Genomic DNA, 21,795 nt, shown 5'->3' on the forward strand with positions numbered 1-21,795 from the left:
GGCCGGAATACCGCAGATGGTCCATCGCCCTTTGGAGGGCGATTCGCCATCTGCTCGCAAGTTTTTTAGCCCCGCAGAACGCCCCCGGTCTGCTTGCCGACATTCTCGATGATGCGCTTGGCCAACGCCTCGAAATCCTCGTCGGTGAGCGTCTTTTCGACCGGCTGGATCGACACTTCGATGGCGATCGATTTTTTGCCCTCGCCCAGCGAAGCGCCTTCGAAAATATCGAAGACCGAGACGGCGGTGATGAGCTTCTTGTCGGCGGCGAGCGCTGCGCGCACCAGCGTGCCGGCCTCGACCGACTTGTCGACGACGAAAGCGAAATCGCGCTTGACCGCCTGGAAGGGCGACAGTTCCAGTTTCGGCTTGGTTTTCGTCGGCTTGGCCTTCGGTTCAGGCACGGCATCGACGAAGACCTCGAAGCCGCACAGCGGGCCAGAAACATCGAGCCCTTCCAGCGTCTTCGGATGGAATTCACCGAAAGTTCCGAGCACGGTTTTCGGGCCGAGCTTGATCGTGCCGGAACGGCCGGGATGATACCAGGCCGGGCCGCCGGCCTCGATCTGCAGCCGGTCGACAGGCGCACCGCAGGCTTCAAGTGCGGCGATCGCATCGGCCTTGGCGTCGAACACGCCGACCGGGCCGGAATTGCCGGCCCAGTTGCGGCCGGAACCGTCGAGCTTGGCGGTGCCGCGACGCACGCCGGCGGCGACGCGCCGCTGCTGGTCGGCGCCGTCGCCCTCATAAGTGCCCGACACTTCGAACAGCGCCACGTCGCCAATACCCTTGTCGGCGTTGCGCTGGGCAGCCGCGATCAGGCCCGGCAGCAGCGAGGGCCGCATGTCGGACATGTCGGCGGCGATCGGGTTGGCGAGCTTCAGCGCGGTCTGGCCGCCGCCGAACAGCTCGGCGTGCTTGGCCGGAATGAACGACCAGGTAACGGCTTCCATCATGCCGCGCACGGCAAGCGCGCGCTTGGCCGTGCGGGTACGGACCTGCAGCGTGGTGAGGATCTTTGCATTGACCGCGTCATGCGCACCGAGCGGCTGCGGCGCGATGTTGTCGACACCGTGGATGCGCATGACCTCCTCGACCAGGTCTGCCTTGCCATCGACGTCGGGGCGCCAGGACGGCACGGCGACATCGACGACATCGCCCGAGCCCTCCGGCTTGAAGCCGAGGCGCGACAGGATGTCGAGGCTTTCCGCGCTGGGAACCTCGATGCCGGTCAGCCGCTTCACTTCCGAAAGCGGGAAGGAAACGATCTTCGGCGTGTGACCGGCATAACCGACGACCTCCATTTCGGTCGGCGTGCCGCCGCAGAAATCGAGCACCAGTTTCGTTGCCAGTTCGACGCCCGGAACCATGAATTCGGGGTCGACGCCGCGCTCGAAGCGGTAGCGCGCATCGGTGATGATGCCGAGCGTGCGGCCGGTGCGCGCCGTGGTGATCGGATCCCAAAGGGCGGATTCGATCAGCACATCTGAGGTGTTCTCGTCGCAGCCCGAATGCTCGCCGCCCATAATGCCGGCGATCGACTCGACGCCGTTGTCATCTGCGATGACGCACATTTCCGGCGTCAGCGTGTATTCGCGGCCGTCGAGCGCCTGCACCTTTTCACCATCGCGCGCGCGGCGCACGACGAGATTGCCGGCAACCTTGCTGGCGTCGAACACATGCAGCGGGCGGCCGCGGTCGAAGGTGACGTAGTTGGTGATGTCGACCAGTGCGCTGATGGGTCTCAGCCCAATGGCGATCAGCCGCTGCTGCAGCCATTTTGGCGAGGCTCCATTCTTGACGCCCTTGACCAAGTTGAGCGCGAAGCCGGGGCAAAGCTCCGGCGCTTCGATCGTCACCTTGATCGGACACATGCCATTGCCGACATGCGGCATGATGGCGCCGCCGACGAGGCGGCCAAGCCCGCTCGCCGCCAGATCCCTGGCGATGCCGTAGACGCTGGTGGCATCCGGCCGGTTCGGCGTCAAGTTGATCTCGATGACCGGATCGTCGATGTGCGCATAGGCGGCGAAGCTGGTGCCGACCGGCGCATCCTCAGGCAGGTCGATGATGCCATTGTGTTCGTCGGACAGCTCCAGCTCGCGCTCGGAACACATCATGCCGTGGCTTTCGACGCCCCTGATCTTGCCGACCGTCAGCGTTACGTCGATGCCGGGCACATAGGTGCCGGGCGCGGCAAAGGCGCCGATCAGGCCCGCGCGGGCGTTTGGCGCGCCGCAAACGACCTGCACCGGAGGCTTGCCGTCGCCGGTGTCGACGGTCAGCACGCGCAGCCGGTCGGCATCGGGATGCTGAACCGCCGTCAGCACCCTGGCGATGACGAATGGTTTCAGGCTCGACTTGTCGTCGACATGCTCGACTTCGAGACCGATCGAAGTCAGCCGCTCGACGATCTCGTCGAGCGTGGCGTCGGTCTCGAGGTGGTCCTTGAGCCAGGAGAGGGTGAATTTCATGGGACTGTTCCGTCTGGTCTTTTGACGCTTGATTTCAGATGTCTCGGCAGGTCGTCGGACATATGCAGGAAGGCAAGCTGCTCGCCGATATAGGCATGCAGCGTCGGCTGGAAATCGGCCGGCATGTCCATGGCGCCGAGCATGAAGTAGATGTCTTCTTCCAGCCGCTCGTCGACATAGGCGATGGGTGAGCCGCAGGTGCCGCAGAAAGAGCGCGTCACCGGGCCGTTCTCATACATCTTCAGCGCCTTGCCGGTGAACGCGACCTGATCGACCAGGAAGCCGACAAAGGCCGACACCGGCGCGCCGCTGGCCCGCCGGCAATCGCCGCAATGGCAGTAGCTGACGTGATGCGGTTCGGCAGAGGCCTCGAACCGCACGGCGCCGCAGCGGCAGCCGCCGGCATAGGGCGCTGTCATGCGCTCAGGCCTCCGAACAAAGTCGGCATGTCGAGCGGCCGGAAGCCGTAATGCGACAGCCAGCGCACGTCTGCATCGAAGAAGGCGCGCAGGTCCGGCATGCCGTATTTCAGCATGGCGATGCGGTCGATGCCCATGCCCCAGGCAAAACCCTGATATTCGTCCGGATCGAGACCGCCATGGCGCAGCACGTTGGGATGCACCATGCCACAGCCGAGGATCTCCATCCAATCGGAGCCTTCGCCGAAGCGCACTTCGCCGGGCCGCGAGCGATCGCACTGGATGTCAACCTCGAGGCTTGGCTCGGTGAACGGGAAGAAGGACGGCCGGAAGCGCATCTTAACCTGCGGCACCTCGAAGAAGGCCTTGCAGAACTCCTCCAGCACCCACTTCATGTTGGCGACGTTGGCTGTCTTGTCGATCACCAGCCCCTCGACCTGATGGAACATCGGCGAGTGGGTGGCGTCCGAATCCTGCCGGTACGTCTTGCCAGGAATGACGATGCGGATCGGCGGCTTCTTCGTTTCCATGGTGCGGATCTGCACCGGCGAAGTGTGCGTGCGCAAAAGCTTGCGCTCGCCCTTCTCGTCCGGCTGGAAGAAGAAGGTGTCGTGCATCTCGCGCGCCGGGTGGCCTTCGGGAAAATTCAGCGCGGTGAAATTGTAATAGTCGGTCTCGATGTCGGGACCTTCCGCGATGGAGAAACCGAGATCGCCGAAGATCGCGGCAATCTCGTCGATGACCTGGCTGATCGGATGGATACGGCCGCGCTCAGCCGGCGACTGCCGCACCGGCAGCGTCACGTCGACCTTTTCGGCGGCGAGGCGGGCGGTGATCGCCACATCCTTGAGCTCAGCCTTGCGGGCAGTCAGCGCGTCGGTGACGCGGTTCTTGAGGCCGTTGATGGCTGGGCCTTTGATCTGGCGCTCCTCGGCGGTCATGGCGCCAAGTGTCTTCAGCATCTCGGACACGCTGCCCTTCTTACCGAAAGCAGCGATGCGCACGGCCTCGATGGCCGGCTCATCGGCGGCCGAGGCGATCTCGGCCAGAAGTGAGTTTTCAAGCGTATCCAGGCCAGTGGTTGCGTCGTTCACGGTCAAACTCGCTGCGTTGGGAGGTCGGCCTCAAAGTGAAAGTCACTTCTAAAGTGAAATCACTCCAAGGATCAGGCAAAAGAAAAACCCGCGCCAGCCGTGCCAGCGCGGGTTCCCCAAATCAGAATTGCGAATGCTTGGGAAGCGCTGGTCTTAGGCGACAGCGCTTTCAAAAGCGTTCGGCGTGGTGTTCTTCAGATATTCGAGCGCCACCTTGGCCTTGGCGACCAGGGCCGCGAAAGCCTGCGGCTCGTGGATGGCCATGTCCGACAGGATCTTGCGATCGATCTCGATGCCCGACTTGTTGAGGCCGTCGATGAAGCGGCCATAGGTCAGGCCATGCTCGTGGGTCGCGGCGTTGATACGCTGGATCCACAGCGCGCGGAAGGAGCGCTTGCGGTTCTTGCGGTCGCGGTAAGCGTATTGCAGCGACTTTTCCACCGCCTGCTTGGCGATGCGGATGGTGTTCTTGCGGCGGCCGTAGAAGCCTTTCGCGGCTTTCAGGACCTTCTTGTGCTTGGCGTGCGAAGTGACGCCTCTTTTTACGCGTGCCATGTCATGATCTCCTTAAAAGCAATTCCAGGAAAAGTGCCTTGCGGTTTTCCGTTCGGAATTGCGTAAAACAAATGCGTGTCCGGACCGAATGCCTTAGAGGCCGTTCGGCAGAAAATTCTTGATGACCTTCTTGCGATCCGGTTCAGCCAGAACCATCGTGCCGCGGGCATTTCGAATGAACTTGTTGGAACGCTTGATCATGCCGTGACGCTTGCCGGCCGCAGCCGACAGGACTTTACCCGTACCTGTGATCTTGAACCGCTTCTTGGCGGCCGATTTGGTCTTCATCTTGGGCATTTTGCTACTCCGTATTGTTGGCGCACTATCGCGCTTCTTGTTCGCTTCAGGCCGACCAAAGCCCGAAAAGCAAATGAAACCGCCACGGCATGCCCTGCCGGGCGGTTTTCTTGAACGGCGGTGCTATACGTCAAAGACGGCCCGCGCGCAACACCTGTGGAGATGCGGCGCTGTGTCCTCGTCAGGGCAGCGTGAACCAGACCGGCAACATGCCTGACAGCTGGGCGCCGTCGATCAATTCGAAGGCCGGCAGCGCGATCAGAAACACCAGGCCGTCGAGCAGCGTGGTCAACAGCAGGCGCGGCTTGAAGTTTCCGGTATCGCCCTCCTGGTAGAGCGACAGTTTTGGGAAGAAGCGAGGCACCCGCGCCAGATAGGCCTGATACGGCGCGCCGAGCGCTTCCTTGAGGAACTTCTCCTCGCGCAGGATGACGATATGGAACGCCCCCGCGCACAAAAGCCCGAAGAGGATGATACCGGAGAACGAACCGATCTGCGCGCCGACACCGGCTGCGGCTACGGTCGAGAACACATAGAGCGGGTTGCGGGTGATCGAGTAAGGCCCGCCAGTCACCACCTCGGACGATTTGCGCCCGCCTATGTAGAGTGTCGCCCAAAGGCGGCCCACGATGCCGAGGAAAATCAGCAGCACGCCGAACATTTCGATCGTCTCGTGCACGGCTGTGTCGGGCGGAAACGTCGATTGGCCAAATAGCAATGCTGCAAACAGCACGACCACGAGAACGGCAAGCACTATCCGGCGCATATGCTGGTAATTGCCCAGCCCGTGTTTGAAGTCCACGTCCGAAACCTTGACTTCATCGACCATAGTGAATCCGATCGTCAGGAATTTTGCCGGCGATCGCAGCGTCTGAACAAGAAGAAGGCGTCCCGCCGATCGCCGGGACGCCTTGCGATGTGATTCAGGCGGATTTAAGCGCGATGGCCAAGCCTGACGTCATCGTGATCCTAGATACGCGCCGATGCAGATCTTAGCGCGGCGACAGCACCATCATCATCTGGCGGCCTTCGAGCTTCGGTTCCGCTTCGACCTTGGCAATCGTCGCCACTTCCTCGCGGACCTTGTTCAGAAGCTGCATGCCGAGTTCCATATGCGCCATCTCGCGGCCACGGAAGCGCAGCGTCAGCTTGACCTTGTCGCCTTCCTCGAAGAAGCGGCGAACCGCCTTCATCTTGGTCTCGTAGTCATGGCTGTCGATGTTCGGGCGCATCTTGATCTCCTTGATCTCGATGACCTTCTGGTTCTTGCGCGCCTCGGCCGCCTTCTTCTGGTTGGCGTATTTCAACTTGCCGAGATCAAGGATCTTGACGACGGGGGGCACCGCGTTGGGCGATATCTCGACGAGATCGAGCCCGGCCTCTTCGGCCAGCAGCAATGCGTCGTTGATGGAAACATCGCCGCGGTTCTGGCCTTCGGCGTCGATAAGCTGGACCCGGGGAACCCGGATGTCACGGTTGGAGCGCGGGCCATCCTTGGTCGGCGCCGCTGCTTTGAAAGGTCTGCGAATGGTCGTGGTCTCCTTGGCCGTTTCGTTCAGGATTTGTCAGTGTTGATGCATGGACGCGCCAATGTGGTGAGCGCGCGGGCGGAGTCAATAGCACAGCATTGACAGAAAATCACCCTGATCGCTGCCCTGCACCAAACAAAGAACATAGTGAGCACTTTTCGCCACGCCACCGACCGTGCCACAAGAATCCCGCGCCAGAAGAGGGCCTGAGGAAAAAGCCATGACCGCAACGCCCCCCGTCTTTATGGATGTCGATGGATCGCGCATCGCGGTGCGCCATACTGCTGGCTCTGCGCCCGGCATCGTCTGGCTCGGCGGCTACAAGTCGGACATGCTGGGCGCGAAGGCGCAGACGCTGTCGGACTGGGCGGCAAAAGAAGGCCGCGCCTTTCTGCGCCACGATTATTCCGGCCATGGCGAATCCGGCGGCGCCTTTGCCGACGGCACGATTTCGACATGGCTTGCACAAAGCCTTGCCGTGTTCCGGCATTTCACCAAGGGCAAACAGATCCTGGTCGGCTCCTCGATGGGCGCCTGGATCGCGCTGCGCATGGTGCAGGAATTGCGCAAGGCTGATGACAGCAACGTCGCCGGCCTGGTGCTGCTGGCGCCGGCACCGGATTTTACCGCTGAACTGATCGAACCGGTGCTGACCAAGGCGCAGAAGCGCGATCTCGCCAAAAAAGGTTTCTTCGAAGAGCCGTCGGACTATTCCACGGAACCCTACATCTACACCCGCGCGCTGATCGAGGACGGGCGCGACAACCTGACAATGACAGGCCCGATCGACACCCATTGCCCGGTGCATATCCTGCAGGGCCTGGCCGATGCGGATGTGCCGGCAAGCCATGCACTGAAGCTGGTCAGCCTGCTGCCCGCCGACGACGTGACCCTGTCGCTGATCCCTGACGGCGACCATCGCCTGTCGCGACCGCAGGATCTCGACATGCTGGTGCGGGCCGTCGATGCAATGGCGCAGAGGGGAAACTGATGCGCCTTTCCATTCCGATATCCGCCTTCGTCGCGGCGATCGTCGGCTTCGGCGGCACGCTGGCCATCGTCATCGCCGCCGCCAACGCAGTCGGCGCGACGCAGATCGAGACGGCAAGCTGGGTGACGACGATCTGCCTGGCCATGGCGATCGAGAGCCTGTGGCTGTCATGGCGCACGAAAATGCCAGTCATCACCGCCTGGTCGACGCCGGGCCTGGCGCTGATCGCGGCATCGAGCGGCTTTTCGATGGGTGAGGCCGTCGCCGCCTTCATCGTCACCGGCGTCCTTCTGATCGCCACCGGGCTGTTTCGGCCCCTGACGAAGCTGATCTCGAGAATACCGCCTTCCGTCGCCTCGGGCATGCTGGCCGGTATCGTCGTCACCTTCGCGCTCAATGCGGTGAAGACCATTCCCATCGACCCGTGGCTGATCCTGCCGCTGATTGCAGCCTTCTTCGTCATCCGCCTGTTCAACCCGGCGCTGTCGGTGCTGGCGGTGCTGATCGGCGGTGGCCTTGCCGCTTTCCTCACCGGCCGTGTCGGCGGCCTGCCGACACCGGAACTGTCGACGCTGACGCTGATTGCGCCTGATTTCACCGCCAAGGCGGTGATCGGGCTGGCACTGCCGCTCTATCTCGTCACCATGGCTTCCCAGAACCTGTCCGGCCTCGCCGTGCTGCGCGCCGCCGGCTACCATCCGGAGCCCGGCCCGCTGATCGGCGTCACCGGCCTGTTTTCGCTGCTGTCGGCGCCGTTCGGCGGCTCGACCACCAATCTGGCGGCGATCTCGGCCGCGATCTGCACCGGGCCGGACGTCCACCCCGACCCCGCCGAGCGCTGGAAGACCGGGCCGTTCTATGCGCTCGCCTATCTCATCTTTGCGATTTTCGGCGCTTCGCTGGTGGCGATCTTCGCGGTGCTGCCACAGAGCCTGATCGTACTGGTGGCGGGCCTGGCGCTGATGGCGTCGCTCGCCAACGCGCTTTCTATCGCGCTGAAGGAAGAGGCGGATCGCATGGCCGCCACCGTCACCTTTGTCGTCACCGCGTCGGGTCTGACGCTGTTCGGCGTTGGCGCCGCATTCTGGGGCCTGATTGCCGGGCTGGTCGTGCTTTTCCTCGATATGATCAAAAAGCGATAAACATTTCAGATGCTTGTCCGGATTTGGCGGACATTGTCTTGAATCGCCGTTTTTCTCTTCCCATTTCGATTCCACGCAGCCGGGTTTGGCTGTCTCCAACCGAAGGAATGGGAGAAAATGAACACATCCGCATTGATCCGTCCGGCCTGGACGCCGGCAACCATCGCGTTGATGGTTGTGGGTTTCATGGTGTTCTGGCCACTCGGCTTCGCCATGCTCGCCTACATCATCTGGGGCGACCGCCTCGATGGCTTCAAGCGTGACGTCAACCGCGCGACCGACGGCATCTTCGCCGGTTGCCGCCGCGGTTCCGACAAGGCCGCGCGCTGGGGCAATGGTTCCGCCCGCACCGGCAACGTCGCTTTCGACGACTGGCGCGAAAAGGAACTTGAGCGGCTGAACGAAGAGCGCCGCAAGCTCGACGAGATGCTGACCCAGTTCGACGAATACGCCCGCGAATTGCGCCGCGCCAAGGACCAGGACGAGTTCGACCGCTTCATGGCCAACCGCAACAAGTCGACGGCGCCGACGAAGACCGATCCGAGCACCGGAACGACGACCACCAAGCGTGGCAAGGGTTCGAACCTGCTTGACGACTGAGATCCGGCGACTGGTCACATCGTGAAAAAACGGCGTCGCGCGAGCGGCGCCGTTTCTTTTTTGTTCTAGTCGTTTTTCTCGAATCGCGTATCGTCCCGCCATGACTCTCGGCTTCTTTCGCAATCTGACAAAGCCCAAGCCCACGCCTGTCGTGGAGCGCGAATATTGCGTCGCCGGTCGCACGCTGCCGCTCAAGATCGTCGAGAGCGCCAGGGCGCGCCGAATGACGCTGCGTATCGATTCAGGCGGCCAGGGTCTGCGCATCACCGTGCCGCCAGGCCTGCGCCGCGGCGAAGTGGACAGGTTCCTCGAGCGGCATCAGGACTGGCTGGAGCAGCGACTGGCCAAGGTGCCGACGCGGCCGCAGGTGCGGCCCGGCATCAGGATCCCGGTGCGCGGCGTGCCGCACCGCATCGTCCATGAACCGTCAAAGCGCGGCACCGTCACCGTGTCGCGCGACGAACGTGGTCCGCTCTTGATCGTGCATGGCGACCGCATACATCTGCCGCGCCGCCTCGCCGATTTCCTCAAGCGCGAGGCCAAGAAGGAAATCGAGAAGCTGGTGGCCAAGCACACCGAGGCGCTTGGCAAGCGCGCCAAGGCGATCCGCTTCAAGGACACGTCAAGCCGCTGGGGGTCATGCACCTCCGAAGGCAATCTGTCCTTTTCCTGGCGCATCATGATGGCGCCGTCGCCGGTCATCAACTATCTCGTCGCGCATGAAGTGGCGCATCTCAAGGAGATGAACCACGGCCCGAAATTCTGGAAACTGTGCGAAAAGCTCTGCCCCGACGCCGATCGCTGCAAGGACTGGCTGAAGCGCAATGGCGGTGCGCTGCAGGCGATCATGTTCGAGTAGATCGCTCAATCGTCGTTGGCGGCGTTCAAGTCTTCGGGCCGCAACCCCTCATCGCCATGATGCGGCCACGGCAGGAAATTGCCGTCGAACTCATCGCCGCCGAAATAGTCGAGCGCGCGGTGCGCCTCGGCGCCATTGAATGCGGCCTTGTCGATCAGGTGCGCGATGACCTCGCGCGCCTGCGCAATCTTCTGCCTGAGTTCGGCTACGGTTCTGTCGGCCATGATCGTGCTCCCGCCTTGCGTCCTGTCCATCCATAGGTAGCGCCTTTGGCCGTGCCGGCAAACAGCATGCTTTTTCTCGACTCTTATCGCTTTTCATGCCAATTCCCGCGCCATGGCACTCGACATCAAAATCTGCGGCTTGAAGACCGACGCGGCAATGGCCGCGGCGCTGGCCGGCGGCGCCAGCCATGTCGGGTTTATCTTCTTCGCCAAAAGCCCGCGCTATGTCGAACCTGCCGAGGCTGGCCGTCTGCGCGAGGCCGCGCGCGGCAAGGCGATGGCGGTTGCCGTCACCGTCGATGCCGGCGACGCCTTCCTGGATGAAATCGTTGCCAAAATGCAGCCCGACATGCTGCAGCTGCACGGCGCGGAAACGCCCGAGCGCGTCGCCGAGGTCAAAGCCCGCTATGGCCTGCCGGTGATGAAGGCGCTGCCGCTCAGCGAGGCCGCCGATCTCGAACGAATGAAGCCATTCATCGGCATAGCCGACCGGTTCCTGTTCGACGCCAAGCCGCCCAAAGGCTCCGAACTGCCGGGCGGCAATGGTGTTGCCTTCGACTGGCGCATTCTCGCCGGCCTTGACGGCGGCGTCGATTACATGCTTTCCGGTGGGCTCAACGCCGCCAATATCGGCGATGCCCTTCGGCTTGCCAACCCGCCTGGGATCGACATTTCTTCAGGCGTGGAAAGCGCGCCGGGCGTCAAGGATCCGGCGCTGATCGAACAGTTTTTCCGGGCCGTCAGGGCCGCGCGGAACACCCGCGCAGCCTAGTGGTGCCTCAAACCAGAGCATGTCCCGGAAAAGTGGGAACCGGTTTTCCGACAAGGACATGCCTCATAGTCAAGATGCCAGGAGATCGGCGATGAACAAGCCGGCGACACCCAATTCCTTCCGCACCGGGCCCGACGAACAGGGCATGTTCGGCATTTTCGGCGGTCGTTTCGTTGCCGAAACGCTAATGCCGCTGATCCTCGATCTGGAACGGCATTGGAACGAGGTCAAGAACGATGCGGACTTCAGGGCTGAGCTGACTGACCTGTCGACCCACTATGCCGGACGGCCGTCGAAGCTTTATTTCGCCGAAGGCCTCACGAAGCATCTTCGTGAGGTTTCCTCGGCCAGGGGCCTCGCGGGCGGCGCGAAGGTCTACTTCAAACGCGAGGATTTGAACCACACCGGTTCGCACAAGATCAACAACTGCCTCGGCCAGATCCTGCTGGCCAAGCGCATGGGCAAGAAGCGCATCATCGCCGAGACCGGCGCCGGCCAGCACGGCGTGGCCTCGGCCACGGTTGCGGCCCGCTTCGGCTTTCCCTGCGTCGTCTACATGGGCGCCACAGACGTTGCCCGGCAAAGCCCGAACGTCTTCCGCATGAAGCTGCTCGGCGCCGAAGTGCGCCCGGTGACCGCCGGCCACGGCACGCTGAAGGACGCCATGAACGAGGCGTTGCGCGACTGGGTGACCAATGTCGAGGACACTTATTACCTGATCGGCACCGCCGCCGGCCCGCACCCCTATCCGGAGCTGGTGCGCGACTTCCAGTCGGTGATCGGCATCGAGGCGCGGGCACAGATCCTCGAGCAGGAAGGCCGGCTGCCCGACACCATCATCGCCGCTGTCGGCGGTGGTTCGAACGCCATCGGCCTGTTCCATCCCTTCCTCGACGACAAGGAGGTCCGCATCATCGGCATCGAAGCCGGCGGTCGCGGTCTCGACGGCATCGAGCATTGCGCCTCGATGAATGCCGGCGCGCCGGGCGTGCTGCATGGCAACCGCACCTATCTGCTGCAGAATTCCGACGGCCAGATCATGGACGGCCATTCGATCTCGGCCGGCCTCGACTATCCCGGCGTCGGGCCGGAGCATTCCTGGCTGCGCGATTCAGGCCGGGTCGAATACGTGCCGATCCTCGATGACGAGGCGCTGGAGGCTTTCAAGCTGACGACGCGCGTCGAAGGCATCATCCCGGCGCTGGAATCGGCGCACGCCATCGCGCATGCGGTGAAGATCGTGCCTGCCATGGACAAGGATCAGATCGTCATCGTCAACCTGTCCGGCCGTGGCGACAAGGACGTGCACACGGTGGCCAGCATGCTGGGCATGGAGATCTGATCATGGCCACCCGCATCGACCGCCGCATGGCGAAGCTCAGGACCGAAGGCCGCCCGGCGCTCGTCACCTATTTCATGGGCGGCGACCCCGACTACGATACCTCTTTGTCGATCATGAAGGCGTTGCCGGGCGCAGGTTCCGATATCATCGAGCTCGGCATGCCGTTCTCCGATCCGATGGCCGACGGCCCGGCGATCCAGGCGGCGGGCTTGCGGGCGCTGAAAGGCGGCCAGACGCTGGCCAAGACGCTGAAGATGGCGGCCGACTTCCGCGCTGGCGACAATGAAACGCCGATCGTGCTGATGGGCTACTACAATCCGATCTACATCTATGGCGTCGACCGCTTCCTCAAGGACGCGATCGCCAGCGGCATCGACGGGCTGATCGTCGTCGACCTGCCCCCGGAGATGGACGAGGAACTGTGCATTCCGGCATTGAAAGCCGGCATCAACTTCATCCGGCTGGCGACGCCGACGACCGACGACAAACGCCTGCCCAAGGTGCTGCAGAACACGTCGGGCTTCGTCTATTACGTGTCGATGACCGGCATCACCGGCTCGGCGCTGGCCGACACCGGCAAGGTGGCGGCGGCGGTCAAGCGCATCAAGGGCCACACCGACCTGCCGGTCTGCGTCGGCTTCGGCGTCAAGACCGCCGAGCAGGCCCGGGTGATCGGCGCCAATGCCGACGGCGTCGTCGTCGGCACCGCGATCGTCAATGCGGTGGCCAATGTGCTGGGGCCGAAGGGCGAGAAGACCGCCGATCCGGCCGAGGCCGTCGCCACGCTGGTCAGCGGGCTTGCGCAAGGCGTGCGCTCGGCCCGCCTTGCTGCTGCCGAATAGTTTCCCTACGTCAGGTCTTGTGCATGCCGTTATCCCAGAACCGGTTCCCACTTTTGGGCGACATGCATTAGCAACTCTTCGTCAGGACAGGAGCCGAAGCGATGAACTGGATCACCAATTACGTTCGCCCGAAGATCAATTCGATGCTCGGCCGGCGCACCGACATGCCCGAGAATCTCTGGATCAAGGATCCGGAGACCGGCGAGATGGTGTTCCACAAGGACCTGGAATCGAACCAGTTCGTCATTCCCTCGTCCGGTCATCACATGAAGATCTCGGCCAAGGAGCGGCTGAAATTCTTCTTCGATGGCGGCAAATACGAGACCCTGGACAACCCCAAGGTCATGCAGGATCCGCTGAAATTCCGCGACGAGAAGCGCTATGTCGACCGGTTGAAGGACGCCAAGGCCAAGACCGGCCTTGAGGACGCGATCATCAATGCGCTGGGCACCGTCGAGGGTCTTCCGGTTGTGGTCACGGTGCAGGACTTCGCCTTCATGGGCGGTTCGCTCGGCATGGCCGCCGGCGACGCCATCGTGCACGGTTTCGAAGTGGCCCTGCAGCGCAAGCGGCCGCTGATCCTGTTTGCTGCTTCCGGCGGCGCCCGCATGCAGGAAGGTATTTTGTCCCTGATGCAATTGCCTCGGACAACGGTCGGTGTCGACCGGCTGAAGGAAGCCGGCCTGCCCTACATCGTCGTTTTGACCAACCCGACCACGGGCGGCGTGACCGCCTCCTACGCCATGCTGGGCGACGTGCACATCGCCGAGCCCGGCGCGCTGATCGGCTTTGCCGGACCGCGCGTCATCGAACAGACGATCCGCGAGAAACTGCCCGATGGCTTCCAGCGCTCCGAATATCTGATGGAGCACGGCATGGTCGACATGGTCGTATCCAGGCTGGAAATGCGTGAAACGATCGCGCGCCTGCTCAAGATGCTGCTCAAGCTGCCGGAAGAGCAAAAAACGCTGGAGCCGGAAATCCTGCCGCCGGCGGTGGGTGCCGCGGAAGCTCGGCCGCAAGCCTGAAGCGACACGAAGCGCCGCGACCGCGATTGCACGAGGGCTTCGGCGCGCTGTAGCCTTTGATTGCCATGGCCATCCGAAACCGATTCTGGTTTTCAGGCTCATGCGCTAGGATTCCACCATGACGACGCTTGCCGCCGACCGCGAAATCGAAGCCCTGATGGCGCTTCATCCGAAAGGCTTCGACCTTTCGCTCGACCGCATTTCGCGGCTGCTGGAGCGGCTTGACAATCCGCAGGACCGGCTGCCCCCGGTCATCCACATCGCCGGCACCAACGGCAAAGGTTCGTGCGCAGCCTTTTCACGCGCCCTGCTCGAGGCTGCGGACTACCGCGTCCATGTCCACACCTCGCCGCATCTGGTCAACTGGCATGAGCGTTACCGGCTGGCCGCCGATGGCGGCGGCAGGCTGGTCGAGGACAGGGTTTTCGCCGATGCCATTGCCCGTGCCGCCAGGGCCAATGAAGGCGAGAAGATCACCGTCTTCGAGATCCTCACCGCCGTCACCTTCCTGTTGTTTTCCGAACACCAGGCCGACGCTGCGATCATCGAAGTCGGGCTCGGCGGCCGCTTCGACGCGACCAATGTCATCAAGGAGCCGGCCGTGTCGGTGATCATGCCGGTGTCGCTCGACCACGAGGCCTATCTCGGCGACCGTGTCGAACTGATCGCAGCCGAAAAGGCCGGCATCATCAAGCCCGGCTGTCCGGTGGTCATCGGCGCGCAGGAAAGCGAGACGGCTCTGCAGGTGCTGATCGAAACCGCCGAGCGGCTTGAATGCCCCACCTTCGTCTACGGCCAGGACTTCCTTGCCTTCGAGGAAAACGGCCGCATGGTCTACCAGGACGAAGACGGCTTGATGGACCTGCCGCCGCCCAGGCTGCCCGGCCGCCACCAGTTCGCCAATGCGGCGGCGGCGATCGCCGCGGTCAAAGCGGCCGGTTTCGAGATCAGCCATCGCGCCGCCGAAAAGGCGATGATCAATGTCGCCTGGCCCGGCCGCATGCAGAAGCTCGTGCAGGGCCGGCTGGCCGAACTGGCACCCAAGGGCGCCGATATCTGGCTCGACGGCGGCCACAATCCCGGTGCCGGCGTGGTGGTTGCCGAAGCGCTGGCCGAGCAGGAAGAGAAGAACCCGCGTCCGCTGTTCCTCATCTCGGGCATGATCAACACCAAGGACCAGAGCGGCTATTTCCGTGCCTTCAAGGGCCTCGCCCGGCATGTCTACACGGTGCCGGTGAGCCTCAGCGAGGCCGGCGTGCCGAACGACGAACTGGCGATCCGCGCAACGGAAGCCGGGCTGACCGCCGAGCCGGTGAGTTCCGTCGCCAGCGCGCTGATGCTGCTGCGCGACACCTGGGACGGCCCGTCGCCACGCATCCTGATCAGCGGTTCGTTGTATCTGACCGGAGCGGTGCTGGCCGAGAACGGCACCCCGCCGACCTGAAGCAGGCGACTATTCATGCCTTGGGTGGCTGCGGCGGCTGAGGCCGAACCTTGGCTTTCGACCTTCAGAAATCCCACGGTGAGATCAGATCAAGGCTGGTGGTGCCAAAGTCGCTGAGATTGCGCGTTGCCAGCCGGCCACCGTTCACGCGCGCTATCGCCGCAATCATGCCATCGGGGGCTGACATGCCGGCACCTTGGCGTGTCGCGGCACCCATGATCTCGCCGTAAGCCAAGGCAGCATCTTCAGTCAGTCCAAAAATCCGGCCGGCAAATCGATGGCGCCACCGGGAAAGTCCCTGCTCCAGCCGATCGGCACGCTCATCAGGCCGTATTTTTTGGATGCCGAAGGCGATTTCAGCAATCGTCACTGTGGGAAGGGCCAGTTCAGCGTCATTGCGGACAAGCCATGCCAGGACAGCTTGGTCCGGCGCCTTCTTCAGACTCTCCGAAATCACGTTGGTATCGACGAAAATCAAAGCTCAAGTCCCGAATGAACCTGGCGGCCTTCGCGAATGATCTTTTCCAGATCGATGTCGGCGCCATGGTTTGCAGTCAAGCTGGCATAGAAGGTGGAAGCAGGTTCACGGCCAGCTTCACGAATTTCGTAGGATTCGAGCGCACGTTCGACCACATCGGCTATCGAACGATTTTCACGACGAGCAAGTCTATGAGCCAGGTCGCGTGCTTTTGCGCTTCGGACTGAGAGTTGTGGTTCGGCCATTTCGAACTCCCTTTTAGAACGGATATAGGCCGATCCACTGCTGCCATCAAGGTGGCAGCTGATGGCGTGCCATCACGCGGTGGATTTCCAGCGCATTGATAGGCGACGTTACTTCAGCTCGATCTCGATAAAGGCGTATTCGCCTTCATTGGCGTTGATGACGTCGTGCTCTACGCCCTCCTTGCGGAAATAGGGCGCGCCCTTCTTCATCTCGGCGAAGGATTCGCCGTCCTTGGTCAACAGCTTCACCTTGCCGTCCATCAGCGGCACGACGACGTAGTCGTGGCCGTGGCGATGCCAGCCGGTGTTCTCGCCCGGCGCGAAGCGGTATTCGGTGACGATGACACGCTCGTTGTCGATGAAGACGGTGGCCTTGGCGGATCCGGTCATGGAGTTCTCCTGTCTGGCTCAAGCAGATGACATGGAGTGCCCGGATGCGAGAGCCAGAGCCACGCACCGATGACGCCAACAAAAAGCCCGGCGCGAGGCCGGGCTTGATATCAGGAATTTCAGATGGGTCAGGCGAGGTTGCCATTGATCCAGTGCGACAGCGCGGTCTTCGGCGCGGCACCGACCTTCATGTCGGCCATTTCGCCGCCCTTGAAGATCATCAGCGTCGGGATCGAGCGCACGCCAAACTGGGCGGCAAGCTCCGGATTCTCGTCGATGTTGAGCTTGGCGATCTTGACCTTGGCGCCAAGTTCGGTGGCGATATCTTCGAGCGCCGGCGCGATCATCTTGCAGGGACCGCACCATTCCGCCCAGAAATCGACGACGACCGGTACGTTGGCGTCAAGCACGTCAGCTTGGAAGTTGCTCTTGTCGACCTTCACGGTTGCCATATGGAAAAATCCTTTTGAAAGTTTTTGTCCCACCAAATGTGGTGGTGATCGCGCCCTTCTTCAAGCAGGTGTTGTGTCACGCTCCCGTGAGTCGAGCAAGGGCGTCGTCCATGGCGCTGGCAGGCAGTTCGATCAGCCGCGGCGCTTCGGTGAACAGCAAGGCCGCCTTGACCGTGCGGCCGGGATAGAGCGGCTGCAACAGCGCGCGGTAGAGCGCCAACTGCAGGACATAGGCCGGCGGCACCTCGGCCAGAGTGGCGGGCGCCGGCCGGTTGGTCTTGTAGTCGACAATCGATACCGTGTCCGGCGTCACCGCCAACCGGTCGATCTTGCCGGAAATCGAGCGCTTCTTGCCCTTGACCTCCAGGCTGCCCATGATCGCAACCTCGGCACGCGACGATGGCGCAAACAGCTGACCGAAGCCGGGATCGGCAAGGATCGATGTGACCGACGCCAGGGCCTTTTCACGCTCTGATGGCGGCCAGTCCGCACCGGTTCGCAAGAGATAGCGTTCTGCCGCTCCCGCACGTTCGGGCTCGGCAATACCGGGCAGCATCTGCAGCAGTTTGTGGAGGGCGAGCCCACGCAGCACGGCAAAGCCGGGCTCGGCATCGGCGTCGAGCACCGGCGACGCCTTGTCGACAACGGCTTGCTTGCCTTCGTCGATCAGCGCCGAGGCGCCCGATGGCGACAACGGACGCGGCAGATCCTCGAAGGGCGGCAAGGGCCGGAACAGCGTCGCCGGCAAAGGCCCAAAAGCGTCGGCCTGCCGTAGCTGATCGGCGGAACTTGGCGCGACGGGGGGCAGCTTGGTGACATGGAAACGGTGCACCGGCTCGCCGCCGGCGGGATGCGCACGCTGCTCGCTCTCCGGCGCACCGATCAGCGCGCGGCTGACGATTGAGTGCCAGGTGCCGGCGTTCGGCGCCCGCTTGCCATGATAGCCGCAGACGATCAGCCGGTCCTCGGCACGGGTCATGCCGACATAGAGCAGCCGGCGGTATTCGTCGTCGGCGAGTTCCCGTGCCCTTGAGGCCGCCGCTTTCGAAAAACCGTTGGCGACCTCGCTGGCCGAGCGCCAGAGATAGCCCTTGCCGTCCCAGTTCGCGCCGGAGCCATCGAAGGGCATCAGGCGCGGCAAATGCTGGTCGCTGAACGGCGCGGAACCGCCATCGACCAGGAACACGACGGGCGCTTCCAAGCCCTTGGCGGCGTGCACGGTCATGACCCGGACCTCGTCGCGGGTCTGGTCCATCTCGCGCTTGATCTCGGGACCGGCGTTTTCCAGCGTCGACAGGAAGGCTTCGAGCCCCGGCAGGCCGGTTCGCTCCTCGGCAAGACAGAAGCTCAGGAACTCGTCGAGAATATCGCCGGCTTCGGGCCCGAGCCGCGCGATCATCTTGCGGCGCACGCCATCGCGCGCCAGCAGGGCGGCATAGAATTCGAACACCGGCTTAAACGCGGCTTCGTTCGTCCAGATGTCGACCTGGGCGACGATCTTCGCCAGTCTCTCGCTTTCGCCGGCGTGCTGTCGCAGCGATGCGATCAACGACAGACCAGCCGGCCTCTGCGCGGCGAGCGTGAAAAGCGCCTCTTCCGGCAGATCGAAGATCGGGCTGCGCAACACGGCGGCAAGCGACAAATCGTCCTGCGGCTGGATGAGGAGGTGACCGAGCGCAATCAGATCCTTGACCGCGATGTGCCCGGGCAGGCTCAGCCGGTCGGCGCCGGCAACCGGAATGTCGCGGCGTTTGAGTGCGCGGGTCAGGGCATGGACGAAGCGATCGCGCTTGCGCACCAGCACCAGCACATCGCCCGGCCGCAGCCGCTTGCCGCGGCCTTCGATGATTTCGCCACTGCCGATCCAGCCGGCGATTGTGGCGGCGACGTTCTCGGCCACGCGCACCGCCGGCGCGTGCGCATGGTCGATGGCTTGTGTCCAGTCATCTGGCTCATCGACGGCTTCAGCGCCGACCGACGGCCACACCTCGACATAGCCCGGCGCGTCGGTGCGGATCGCCTGGTGGCGAAGCGGATCGGGATCATGACTGATGCCGCGCCGCACGGCTGGATCGGCGAAGACGCGGTCGACCGCGGTCAGAACATCGTCGGTCGAGCGGAACGACCAGGTCAGCTTGAGATCGGCGAAGGACGCCTCGGCGTCACGCACTCGTCCGGCAAACAACAGCCGGCTGTCGGCGAAGGAGTCCGGGGCCGCACCCTGGAACGAATAGATCGACTGCTTCTCGTCGCCGACGGCGAACACCGTGCGATGGACCCTGTCGCGTGCGCCAAAGCCGGCAAAGAATTCCTCCGCCAGCCGTTTCACCACTTCCCATTGGTCCGGACTGGTGTCCTGCGCCTCGTCGAGCAGGATGTGGTCGATGCCCTGGTCGAGCTTGTACTGCACCCAGGGGCCGGCGTCCGGCCGCGCCAGCAGGTTGACGGTGCGGGTGATCAGGTCGTTGAAATCGAGGAAGCCGCGGCTGCGCTTCAGCATTTCGTAGCGGGCGATCAGCCAGTCGGCGATGGTCAGCGCGGCAGCCGTGCCTTCAAGCATCCGGAACAGGGCCAGCCGATCGGTGGTTTCGACTATGGCGTTGGCGGCCGAGAGATAACGCTCCGCCAGATTCGGCAACCGGTCGACCAGGGCCCTCTTGAAGGCCTTTGCCGGGTCGTAAGCGTCGCCATCGGTCTTGAGGAAGGCTCGCGCGAGCAGTTGCAGGCGGCGAATGGGATCGCCCTCGGCAAAGGCCTGCCGCGCATAGGGCAGGATGTTGTTCAGTACCGATCTGGCGTCGGTGGCCTCGGCGGCGTGGGCGAAGCCGGCAAAATAGTCGGGCAGGAAGCCCGGCAACGGCCATACCGAAGCGGCTATGCCCTCGGCTGTCTGGCCTGGATGGAAATGGAATTCGTCGAACAGGGCCTGGAAGTGCGTGCCATCGCGCCCGACCGCGTCGATGAAATGGCGCAAGCCGTCGCGCTTGCGCACAATCTCACCCAGCAAGGCGTCGAGCCCGGCTTCGCCGCCCCGATCGAGAATGGCGGCAAAAGCCTCGGCCAGATCCCTGTCACCGGCGGACGTGCCCGAAATCATCTCGCGGCGCGCCGCGGCAAACAGCGATGCCTCCATCTGGCCGTCGAGCATCTCGAAATGGGCCGGGATGTTGGCCTCCAGCGGGAACTGGTGCAGCACCGATTCGCAGAAGGCGTGGATGGTCTGGATCTTCAGCCCGCCGGGCGTTTCCAGCGCCTCGGCGAACAGGCGCCGCGCCCGGCGCATGGTCTCGAGATCGGGCCGGCGCCCCTCCAGCGCCTCGACCTTTGCCGCCAGATCCACGTCACCAAGCGTCGTCCACTCCGACAGTGTCGAAAAGACCCGGTTCGACATGTTGGCGGCGGCGGCGCGCGTATAGGTCAGGCACAGTATCTTCGACGGATCGGTGCCGCGCAGCAGCAGCCGGATGACGCGCTGGGCCAGCACATGGGTCTTGCCGGAGCCGGCATTGGCCGACACCCAGGCGGAATTGCCGGGGTCGGCGGCGCGGGCCTGGCTGGTCGCGGTGTCGCTGGGAATGGGATAGGCCTTCTTCATGCCTCCCCTCCCTCGTCGCCGGCATCCCCGCCTGCCGACCATTCGAGCACGCGGGCAAGATGGTCGTAGTCGCCATCCGTCTCGCCTTCGCGGAACGGCAGCGCGCGCGACAGATACCCGGTCGCAGGGTCTGCATAGTGGATCAGCAGCTTTTCCAGCCGTGCCCAGGCCTCTTCGGCAAGATCGGTCGCGGTTCGCGGCTGGCGGTTGTGTTCGAGGATGGATTCCTCGAACACCTCGCCATTCGGCTTCAGCCTGATGAAAGCCAGTTGAGAGGGCTCACGCACGCCCAAATCCTTGAAGGCGCCGCGCCTGAGCAGCGCGCCCTCGAGCGCCAGTTGCGGCGCAAGCAGTGTGTGCGCCTGCACCTTGGACGGCGAGGAGCCGGTCTTGTAGTCCAGTATGTCGGCCATGCCGCCGGCCAGAAGGTCGACGCGGTCGGCGTAGCCGGACAGCGTCACGCCGGATTGGCCGACAACGGTCTTTCCGGCGCGCTCCTCGGCATGGCGCCTTGTCACAGCATCAGCGCGCGTGCGCTCCCACTCGATGATGTTGGCGGCGAGTTTTTCGAAGCGCGGCCACCACACCGCCTCGACGTCGGCCGGAAGGGCGGCTTCGGCAAAGCAGGCGCGGCCGGCGGCGATGAGGCCGGCAAGCGCATCGGGAGCGCGCGGATCGGCGACGCTGCCTGAGAACAGGTGCAGGATGGCGTGAAACAGCGTGCCGCGCTCGGCCGCACCGGGGTCGCGAATAACCGGATCGAGCGGCATCAGGCCGAGGATGCGTCTTGCATAGACGGCGTAGGGGTCACGGCGCAGGGTCTCGATCTCGGTGACCGAGAAATGCGTCGGGCGCACCGACAGCGGCGGCTGCGGCTGCGGCCGTGGCGCGAAATCCTGCCTTGGGCCGGCATCCAGCGCGCGCGCCCAGGCGAGCAGCTCGTCGCCACGCCGGCGCAGCTCCGCTGCCTGGTCGCTGCCGATGAAGGTCAGCAGCCGCTGAAGCCAGCGCGACGGCACGGCG

23 protein-coding genes are annotated in these 21,795 nt (G+C 63.5%); 9 read left to right on the forward strand and 14 right to left on the reverse strand.

The window, feature by feature from the left end; translation table 11 throughout:
- Positions 1-65 precede the first annotated feature (65 nt).
- From pheT to infC, 7 genes are all read right to left on the reverse strand, one after another.
- Positions 66-2,474 carry a phenylalanine--tRNA ligase subunit beta gene (gene pheT / locus EN991_RS01910; protein ID WP_127368041.1) on the reverse strand — a complete coding sequence of 803 codons (2,409 nt, stop codon included), beginning with the start codon at positions 2,472-2,474 and terminating at the stop codon, positions 66-68.
- On the reverse strand, positions 2,471-2,893 hold the full coding sequence (locus tag EN991_RS01915; RefSeq protein ID WP_013528308.1) for a GFA family protein: 423 nt from the start codon (positions 2,891-2,893) through the stop codon (positions 2,471-2,473). The genes pheT and EN991_RS01915 overlap by 4 nt, the downstream gene beginning before the upstream one ends.
- Entirely contained in the window at positions 2,890-3,987 is a 1,098-nt protein-coding gene (gene pheS / locus EN991_RS01920; protein WP_013528309.1) for a phenylalanine--tRNA ligase subunit alpha, read from the reverse strand. The genes EN991_RS01915 and pheS overlap by 4 nt, the downstream gene beginning before the upstream one ends.
- Positions 3,988-4,140: 153 nt before the next feature.
- Positions 4,141-4,542, reverse strand: coding sequence for a 50S ribosomal protein L20 (gene rplT / locus EN991_RS01925; RefSeq protein WP_013528310.1), 402 nt, complete (start codon positions 4,540-4,542; stop codon positions 4,141-4,143).
- 93 nt (positions 4,543-4,635) lie between these two features.
- Positions 4,636-4,839, reverse strand: coding sequence for a 50S ribosomal protein L35 (gene rpmI / locus EN991_RS01930; RefSeq protein WP_127368042.1), 204 nt, complete (start codon positions 4,837-4,839; stop codon positions 4,636-4,638).
- Positions 4,840-5,020: 181 nt separating this feature from the next.
- Positions 5,021-5,668 carry an isoprenylcysteine carboxylmethyltransferase family protein gene (locus EN991_RS01935; protein ID WP_013528311.1) on the reverse strand — a complete coding sequence of 216 codons (648 nt, stop codon included), beginning with the start codon at positions 5,666-5,668 and terminating at the stop codon, positions 5,021-5,023.
- Between the two features lie 163 nt (positions 5,669-5,831).
- Positions 5,832-6,368: a translation initiation factor IF-3 gene (gene infC, locus EN991_RS01940; protein WP_013528312.1), complete on the reverse strand. Its 537-nt coding sequence runs from the start codon at positions 6,366-6,368 to the stop codon at positions 5,832-5,834.
- A 220-nt stretch (positions 6,369-6,588) separates the two neighbouring features.
- On the opposite strand from infC, the gene EN991_RS01945 reads away from it, so the two are divergent.
- The 4 genes from EN991_RS01945 (at position 6,589) to EN991_RS01960 (ending at position 9,960) form a co-directional block, all read left to right on the forward strand.
- Positions 6,589-7,359, forward strand: coding sequence for an alpha/beta hydrolase (locus EN991_RS01945; protein ID WP_027161018.1), 771 nt, complete (start codon positions 6,589-6,591; stop codon positions 7,357-7,359).
- A complete protein-coding gene (locus EN991_RS01950) occupies positions 7,359-8,501 on the forward strand; it encodes a benzoate/H(+) symporter BenE family transporter (protein ID WP_013528314.1) in 1,143 nt (380 codons plus the stop codon). The genes EN991_RS01945 and EN991_RS01950 overlap by 1 nt, the downstream gene beginning before the upstream one ends.
- Before the next feature lie 117 nt (positions 8,502-8,618).
- Positions 8,619-9,101, forward strand: coding sequence for a DUF2852 domain-containing protein (locus EN991_RS01955; protein ID WP_063169787.1), 483 nt, complete (start codon positions 8,619-8,621; stop codon positions 9,099-9,101).
- A 100-nt stretch (positions 9,102-9,201) separates the two neighbouring features.
- Complete coding sequence (locus tag EN991_RS01960) at positions 9,202-9,960, forward strand: M48 family metallopeptidase (protein WP_127368043.1); 759 nt, start codon at positions 9,202-9,204, stop codon at positions 9,958-9,960.
- 5 nt (positions 9,961-9,965) lie between these two features.
- Here the strand turns inward: EN991_RS01960 and EN991_RS01965 are convergent, their stop codons facing one another.
- Positions 9,966-10,184, reverse strand: a complete 219-nt coding sequence (locus EN991_RS01965; protein WP_013528317.1) for a hypothetical protein — start codon at positions 10,182-10,184, stop codon at positions 9,966-9,968.
- 112 nt (positions 10,185-10,296) lie between these two features.
- On the opposite strand from EN991_RS01965, the gene EN991_RS01970 reads away from it, so the two are divergent.
- The 5 genes from EN991_RS01970 to EN991_RS01990 all read left to right on the forward strand — a co-directional run bounded on the left by EN991_RS01970 (position 10,297) and on the right by EN991_RS01990 (position 15,612).
- A complete protein-coding gene (locus EN991_RS01970; RefSeq protein ID WP_024501981.1) occupies positions 10,297-10,956 on the forward strand; it encodes a phosphoribosylanthranilate isomerase in 660 nt (219 codons plus the stop codon).
- A 91-nt stretch (positions 10,957-11,047) separates the two neighbouring features.
- Positions 11,048-12,298, forward strand: a complete 1,251-nt coding sequence (gene trpB, locus EN991_RS01975) for a tryptophan synthase subunit beta (protein WP_013528319.1) — start codon at positions 11,048-11,050, stop codon at positions 12,296-12,298.
- Between the two features lie 2 nt (positions 12,299-12,300).
- The gene (trpA, locus tag EN991_RS01980; protein ID WP_027161022.1) at positions 12,301-13,140 is read left to right on the forward strand and encodes a tryptophan synthase subunit alpha; all 840 of its coding nucleotides are present in this window, start codon (positions 12,301-12,303) and stop codon (positions 13,138-13,140) included.
- A gap of 101 nt (positions 13,141-13,241) precedes the next feature.
- On the forward strand, positions 13,242-14,168 hold the full coding sequence (gene accD, locus EN991_RS01985; RefSeq protein WP_127368044.1) for an acetyl-CoA carboxylase, carboxyltransferase subunit beta: 927 nt from the start codon (positions 13,242-13,244) through the stop codon (positions 14,166-14,168).
- A 118-nt stretch (positions 14,169-14,286) separates the two neighbouring features.
- The gene (locus tag EN991_RS01990; protein ID WP_063169785.1) at positions 14,287-15,612 is read left to right on the forward strand and encodes a folylpolyglutamate synthase/dihydrofolate synthase family protein; all 1,326 of its coding nucleotides are present in this window, start codon (positions 14,287-14,289) and stop codon (positions 15,610-15,612) included.
- 64 nt (positions 15,613-15,676) lie between these two features.
- Here EN991_RS01990 and EN991_RS01995 read toward each other — a convergent pair whose 3' ends face one another.
- The 6 genes from EN991_RS01995 to EN991_RS02020 form a co-directional block, all read right to left on the reverse strand.
- Positions 15,677-16,090, reverse strand: a complete 414-nt coding sequence (locus tag EN991_RS01995) for a type II toxin-antitoxin system VapC family toxin (RefSeq protein ID WP_063169784.1) — start codon at positions 16,088-16,090, stop codon at positions 15,677-15,679.
- Positions 16,087-16,335 carry a type II toxin-antitoxin system VapB family antitoxin gene (locus tag EN991_RS02000; protein WP_013528324.1) on the reverse strand — a complete coding sequence of 83 codons (249 nt, stop codon included), beginning with the start codon at positions 16,333-16,335 and terminating at the stop codon, positions 16,087-16,089. The genes EN991_RS01995 and EN991_RS02000 overlap by 4 nt, the downstream gene beginning before the upstream one ends.
- A 108-nt stretch (positions 16,336-16,443) precedes the next feature.
- Positions 16,444-16,725: a cupin domain-containing protein gene (locus EN991_RS02005; protein WP_013528325.1), complete on the reverse strand. Its 282-nt coding sequence runs from the start codon at positions 16,723-16,725 to the stop codon at positions 16,444-16,446.
- 128 nt (positions 16,726-16,853) lie between these two features.
- A complete protein-coding gene (gene trxA / locus EN991_RS02010) occupies positions 16,854-17,177 on the reverse strand; it encodes a thioredoxin (RefSeq protein WP_013528326.1) in 324 nt (107 codons plus the stop codon).
- 76 nt (positions 17,178-17,253) lie between these two features.
- A complete protein-coding gene (gene addA, locus EN991_RS02015) occupies positions 17,254-20,772 on the reverse strand; it encodes a double-strand break repair helicase AddA (protein WP_127368045.1) in 3,519 nt (1,172 codons plus the stop codon).
- The coding region (locus EN991_RS02020) for a PD-(D/E)XK nuclease family protein (RefSeq protein ID WP_206519138.1) at positions 20,769-21,795 on the reverse strand (1,027 nt) is incomplete at its 5' end. The genes EN991_RS02020 and addA, both read right to left, overlap by 4 nt.

The organism is Mesorhizobium sp. M7A.F.Ca.US.005.03.2.1 (assembly GCF_003997795.1).
Classification (GTDB): domain Bacteria; phylum Pseudomonadota; class Alphaproteobacteria; order Rhizobiales; family Rhizobiaceae; genus Mesorhizobium; species Mesorhizobium ciceri.

Coding starts and splice junctions, on each gene's coding strand:
- pheT (WP_127368041.1), bottom strand. CDS start 2,474: ATGAAATTCACCCTCTCCTGGCTCAAGGACCACCTCGAGACCGACGCC.
- EN991_RS01915 (WP_013528308.1), bottom strand. CDS start 2,893: ATGACAGCGCCCTATGCCGGCGGCTGCCGCTGCGGCGCCGTGCGGTTC.
- rplT (WP_013528310.1), bottom strand. CDS start 4,542: ATGGCACGCGTAAAAAGAGGCGTCACTTCGCACGCCAAGCACAAGAAG.
- rpmI (WP_127368042.1), bottom strand. CDS start 4,839: ATGCCCAAGATGAAGACCAAATCGGCCGCCAAGAAGCGGTTCAAGATC.
- EN991_RS01935 (WP_013528311.1), bottom strand. CDS start 5,668: ATGGTCGATGAAGTCAAGGTTTCGGACGTGGACTTCAAACACGGGCTG.
- EN991_RS01945 (WP_027161018.1), top strand. CDS start 6,589: ATGACCGCAACGCCCCCCGTCTTTATGGATGTCGATGGATCGCGCATC.
- EN991_RS01950 (WP_013528314.1), top strand. CDS start 7,359: ATGCGCCTTTCCATTCCGATATCCGCCTTCGTCGCGGCGATCGTCGGC.
- EN991_RS01955 (WP_063169787.1), top strand. CDS start 8,619: ATGAACACATCCGCATTGATCCGTCCGGCCTGGACGCCGGCAACCATC.
- EN991_RS01960 (WP_127368043.1), top strand. CDS start 9,202: ATGACTCTCGGCTTCTTTCGCAATCTGACAAAGCCCAAGCCCACGCCT.
- EN991_RS01965 (WP_013528317.1), bottom strand. CDS start 10,184: ATGGCCGACAGAACCGTAGCCGAACTCAGGCAGAAGATTGCGCAGGCG.
- EN991_RS01970 (WP_024501981.1), top strand. CDS start 10,297: ATGGCACTCGACATCAAAATCTGCGGCTTGAAGACCGACGCGGCAATG.
- trpB (WP_013528319.1), top strand. CDS start 11,048: ATGAACAAGCCGGCGACACCCAATTCCTTCCGCACCGGGCCCGACGAA.
- trpA (WP_027161022.1), top strand. CDS start 12,301: ATGGCCACCCGCATCGACCGCCGCATGGCGAAGCTCAGGACCGAAGGC.
- accD (WP_127368044.1), top strand. CDS start 13,242: ATGAACTGGATCACCAATTACGTTCGCCCGAAGATCAATTCGATGCTC.
- EN991_RS01990 (WP_063169785.1), top strand. CDS start 14,287: ATGACGACGCTTGCCGCCGACCGCGAAATCGAAGCCCTGATGGCGCTT.
- EN991_RS02000 (WP_013528324.1), bottom strand. CDS start 16,335: ATGGCCGAACCACAACTCTCAGTCCGAAGCGCAAAAGCACGCGACCTG.
- EN991_RS02005 (WP_013528325.1), bottom strand. CDS start 16,725: ATGACCGGATCCGCCAAGGCCACCGTCTTCATCGACAACGAGCGTGTC.
- trxA (WP_013528326.1), bottom strand. CDS start 17,177: ATGGCAACCGTGAAGGTCGACAAGAGCAACTTCCAAGCTGACGTGCTT.
- addA (WP_127368045.1), bottom strand. CDS start 20,772: ATGAAGAAGGCCTATCCCATTCCCAGCGACACCGCGACCAGCCAGGCC.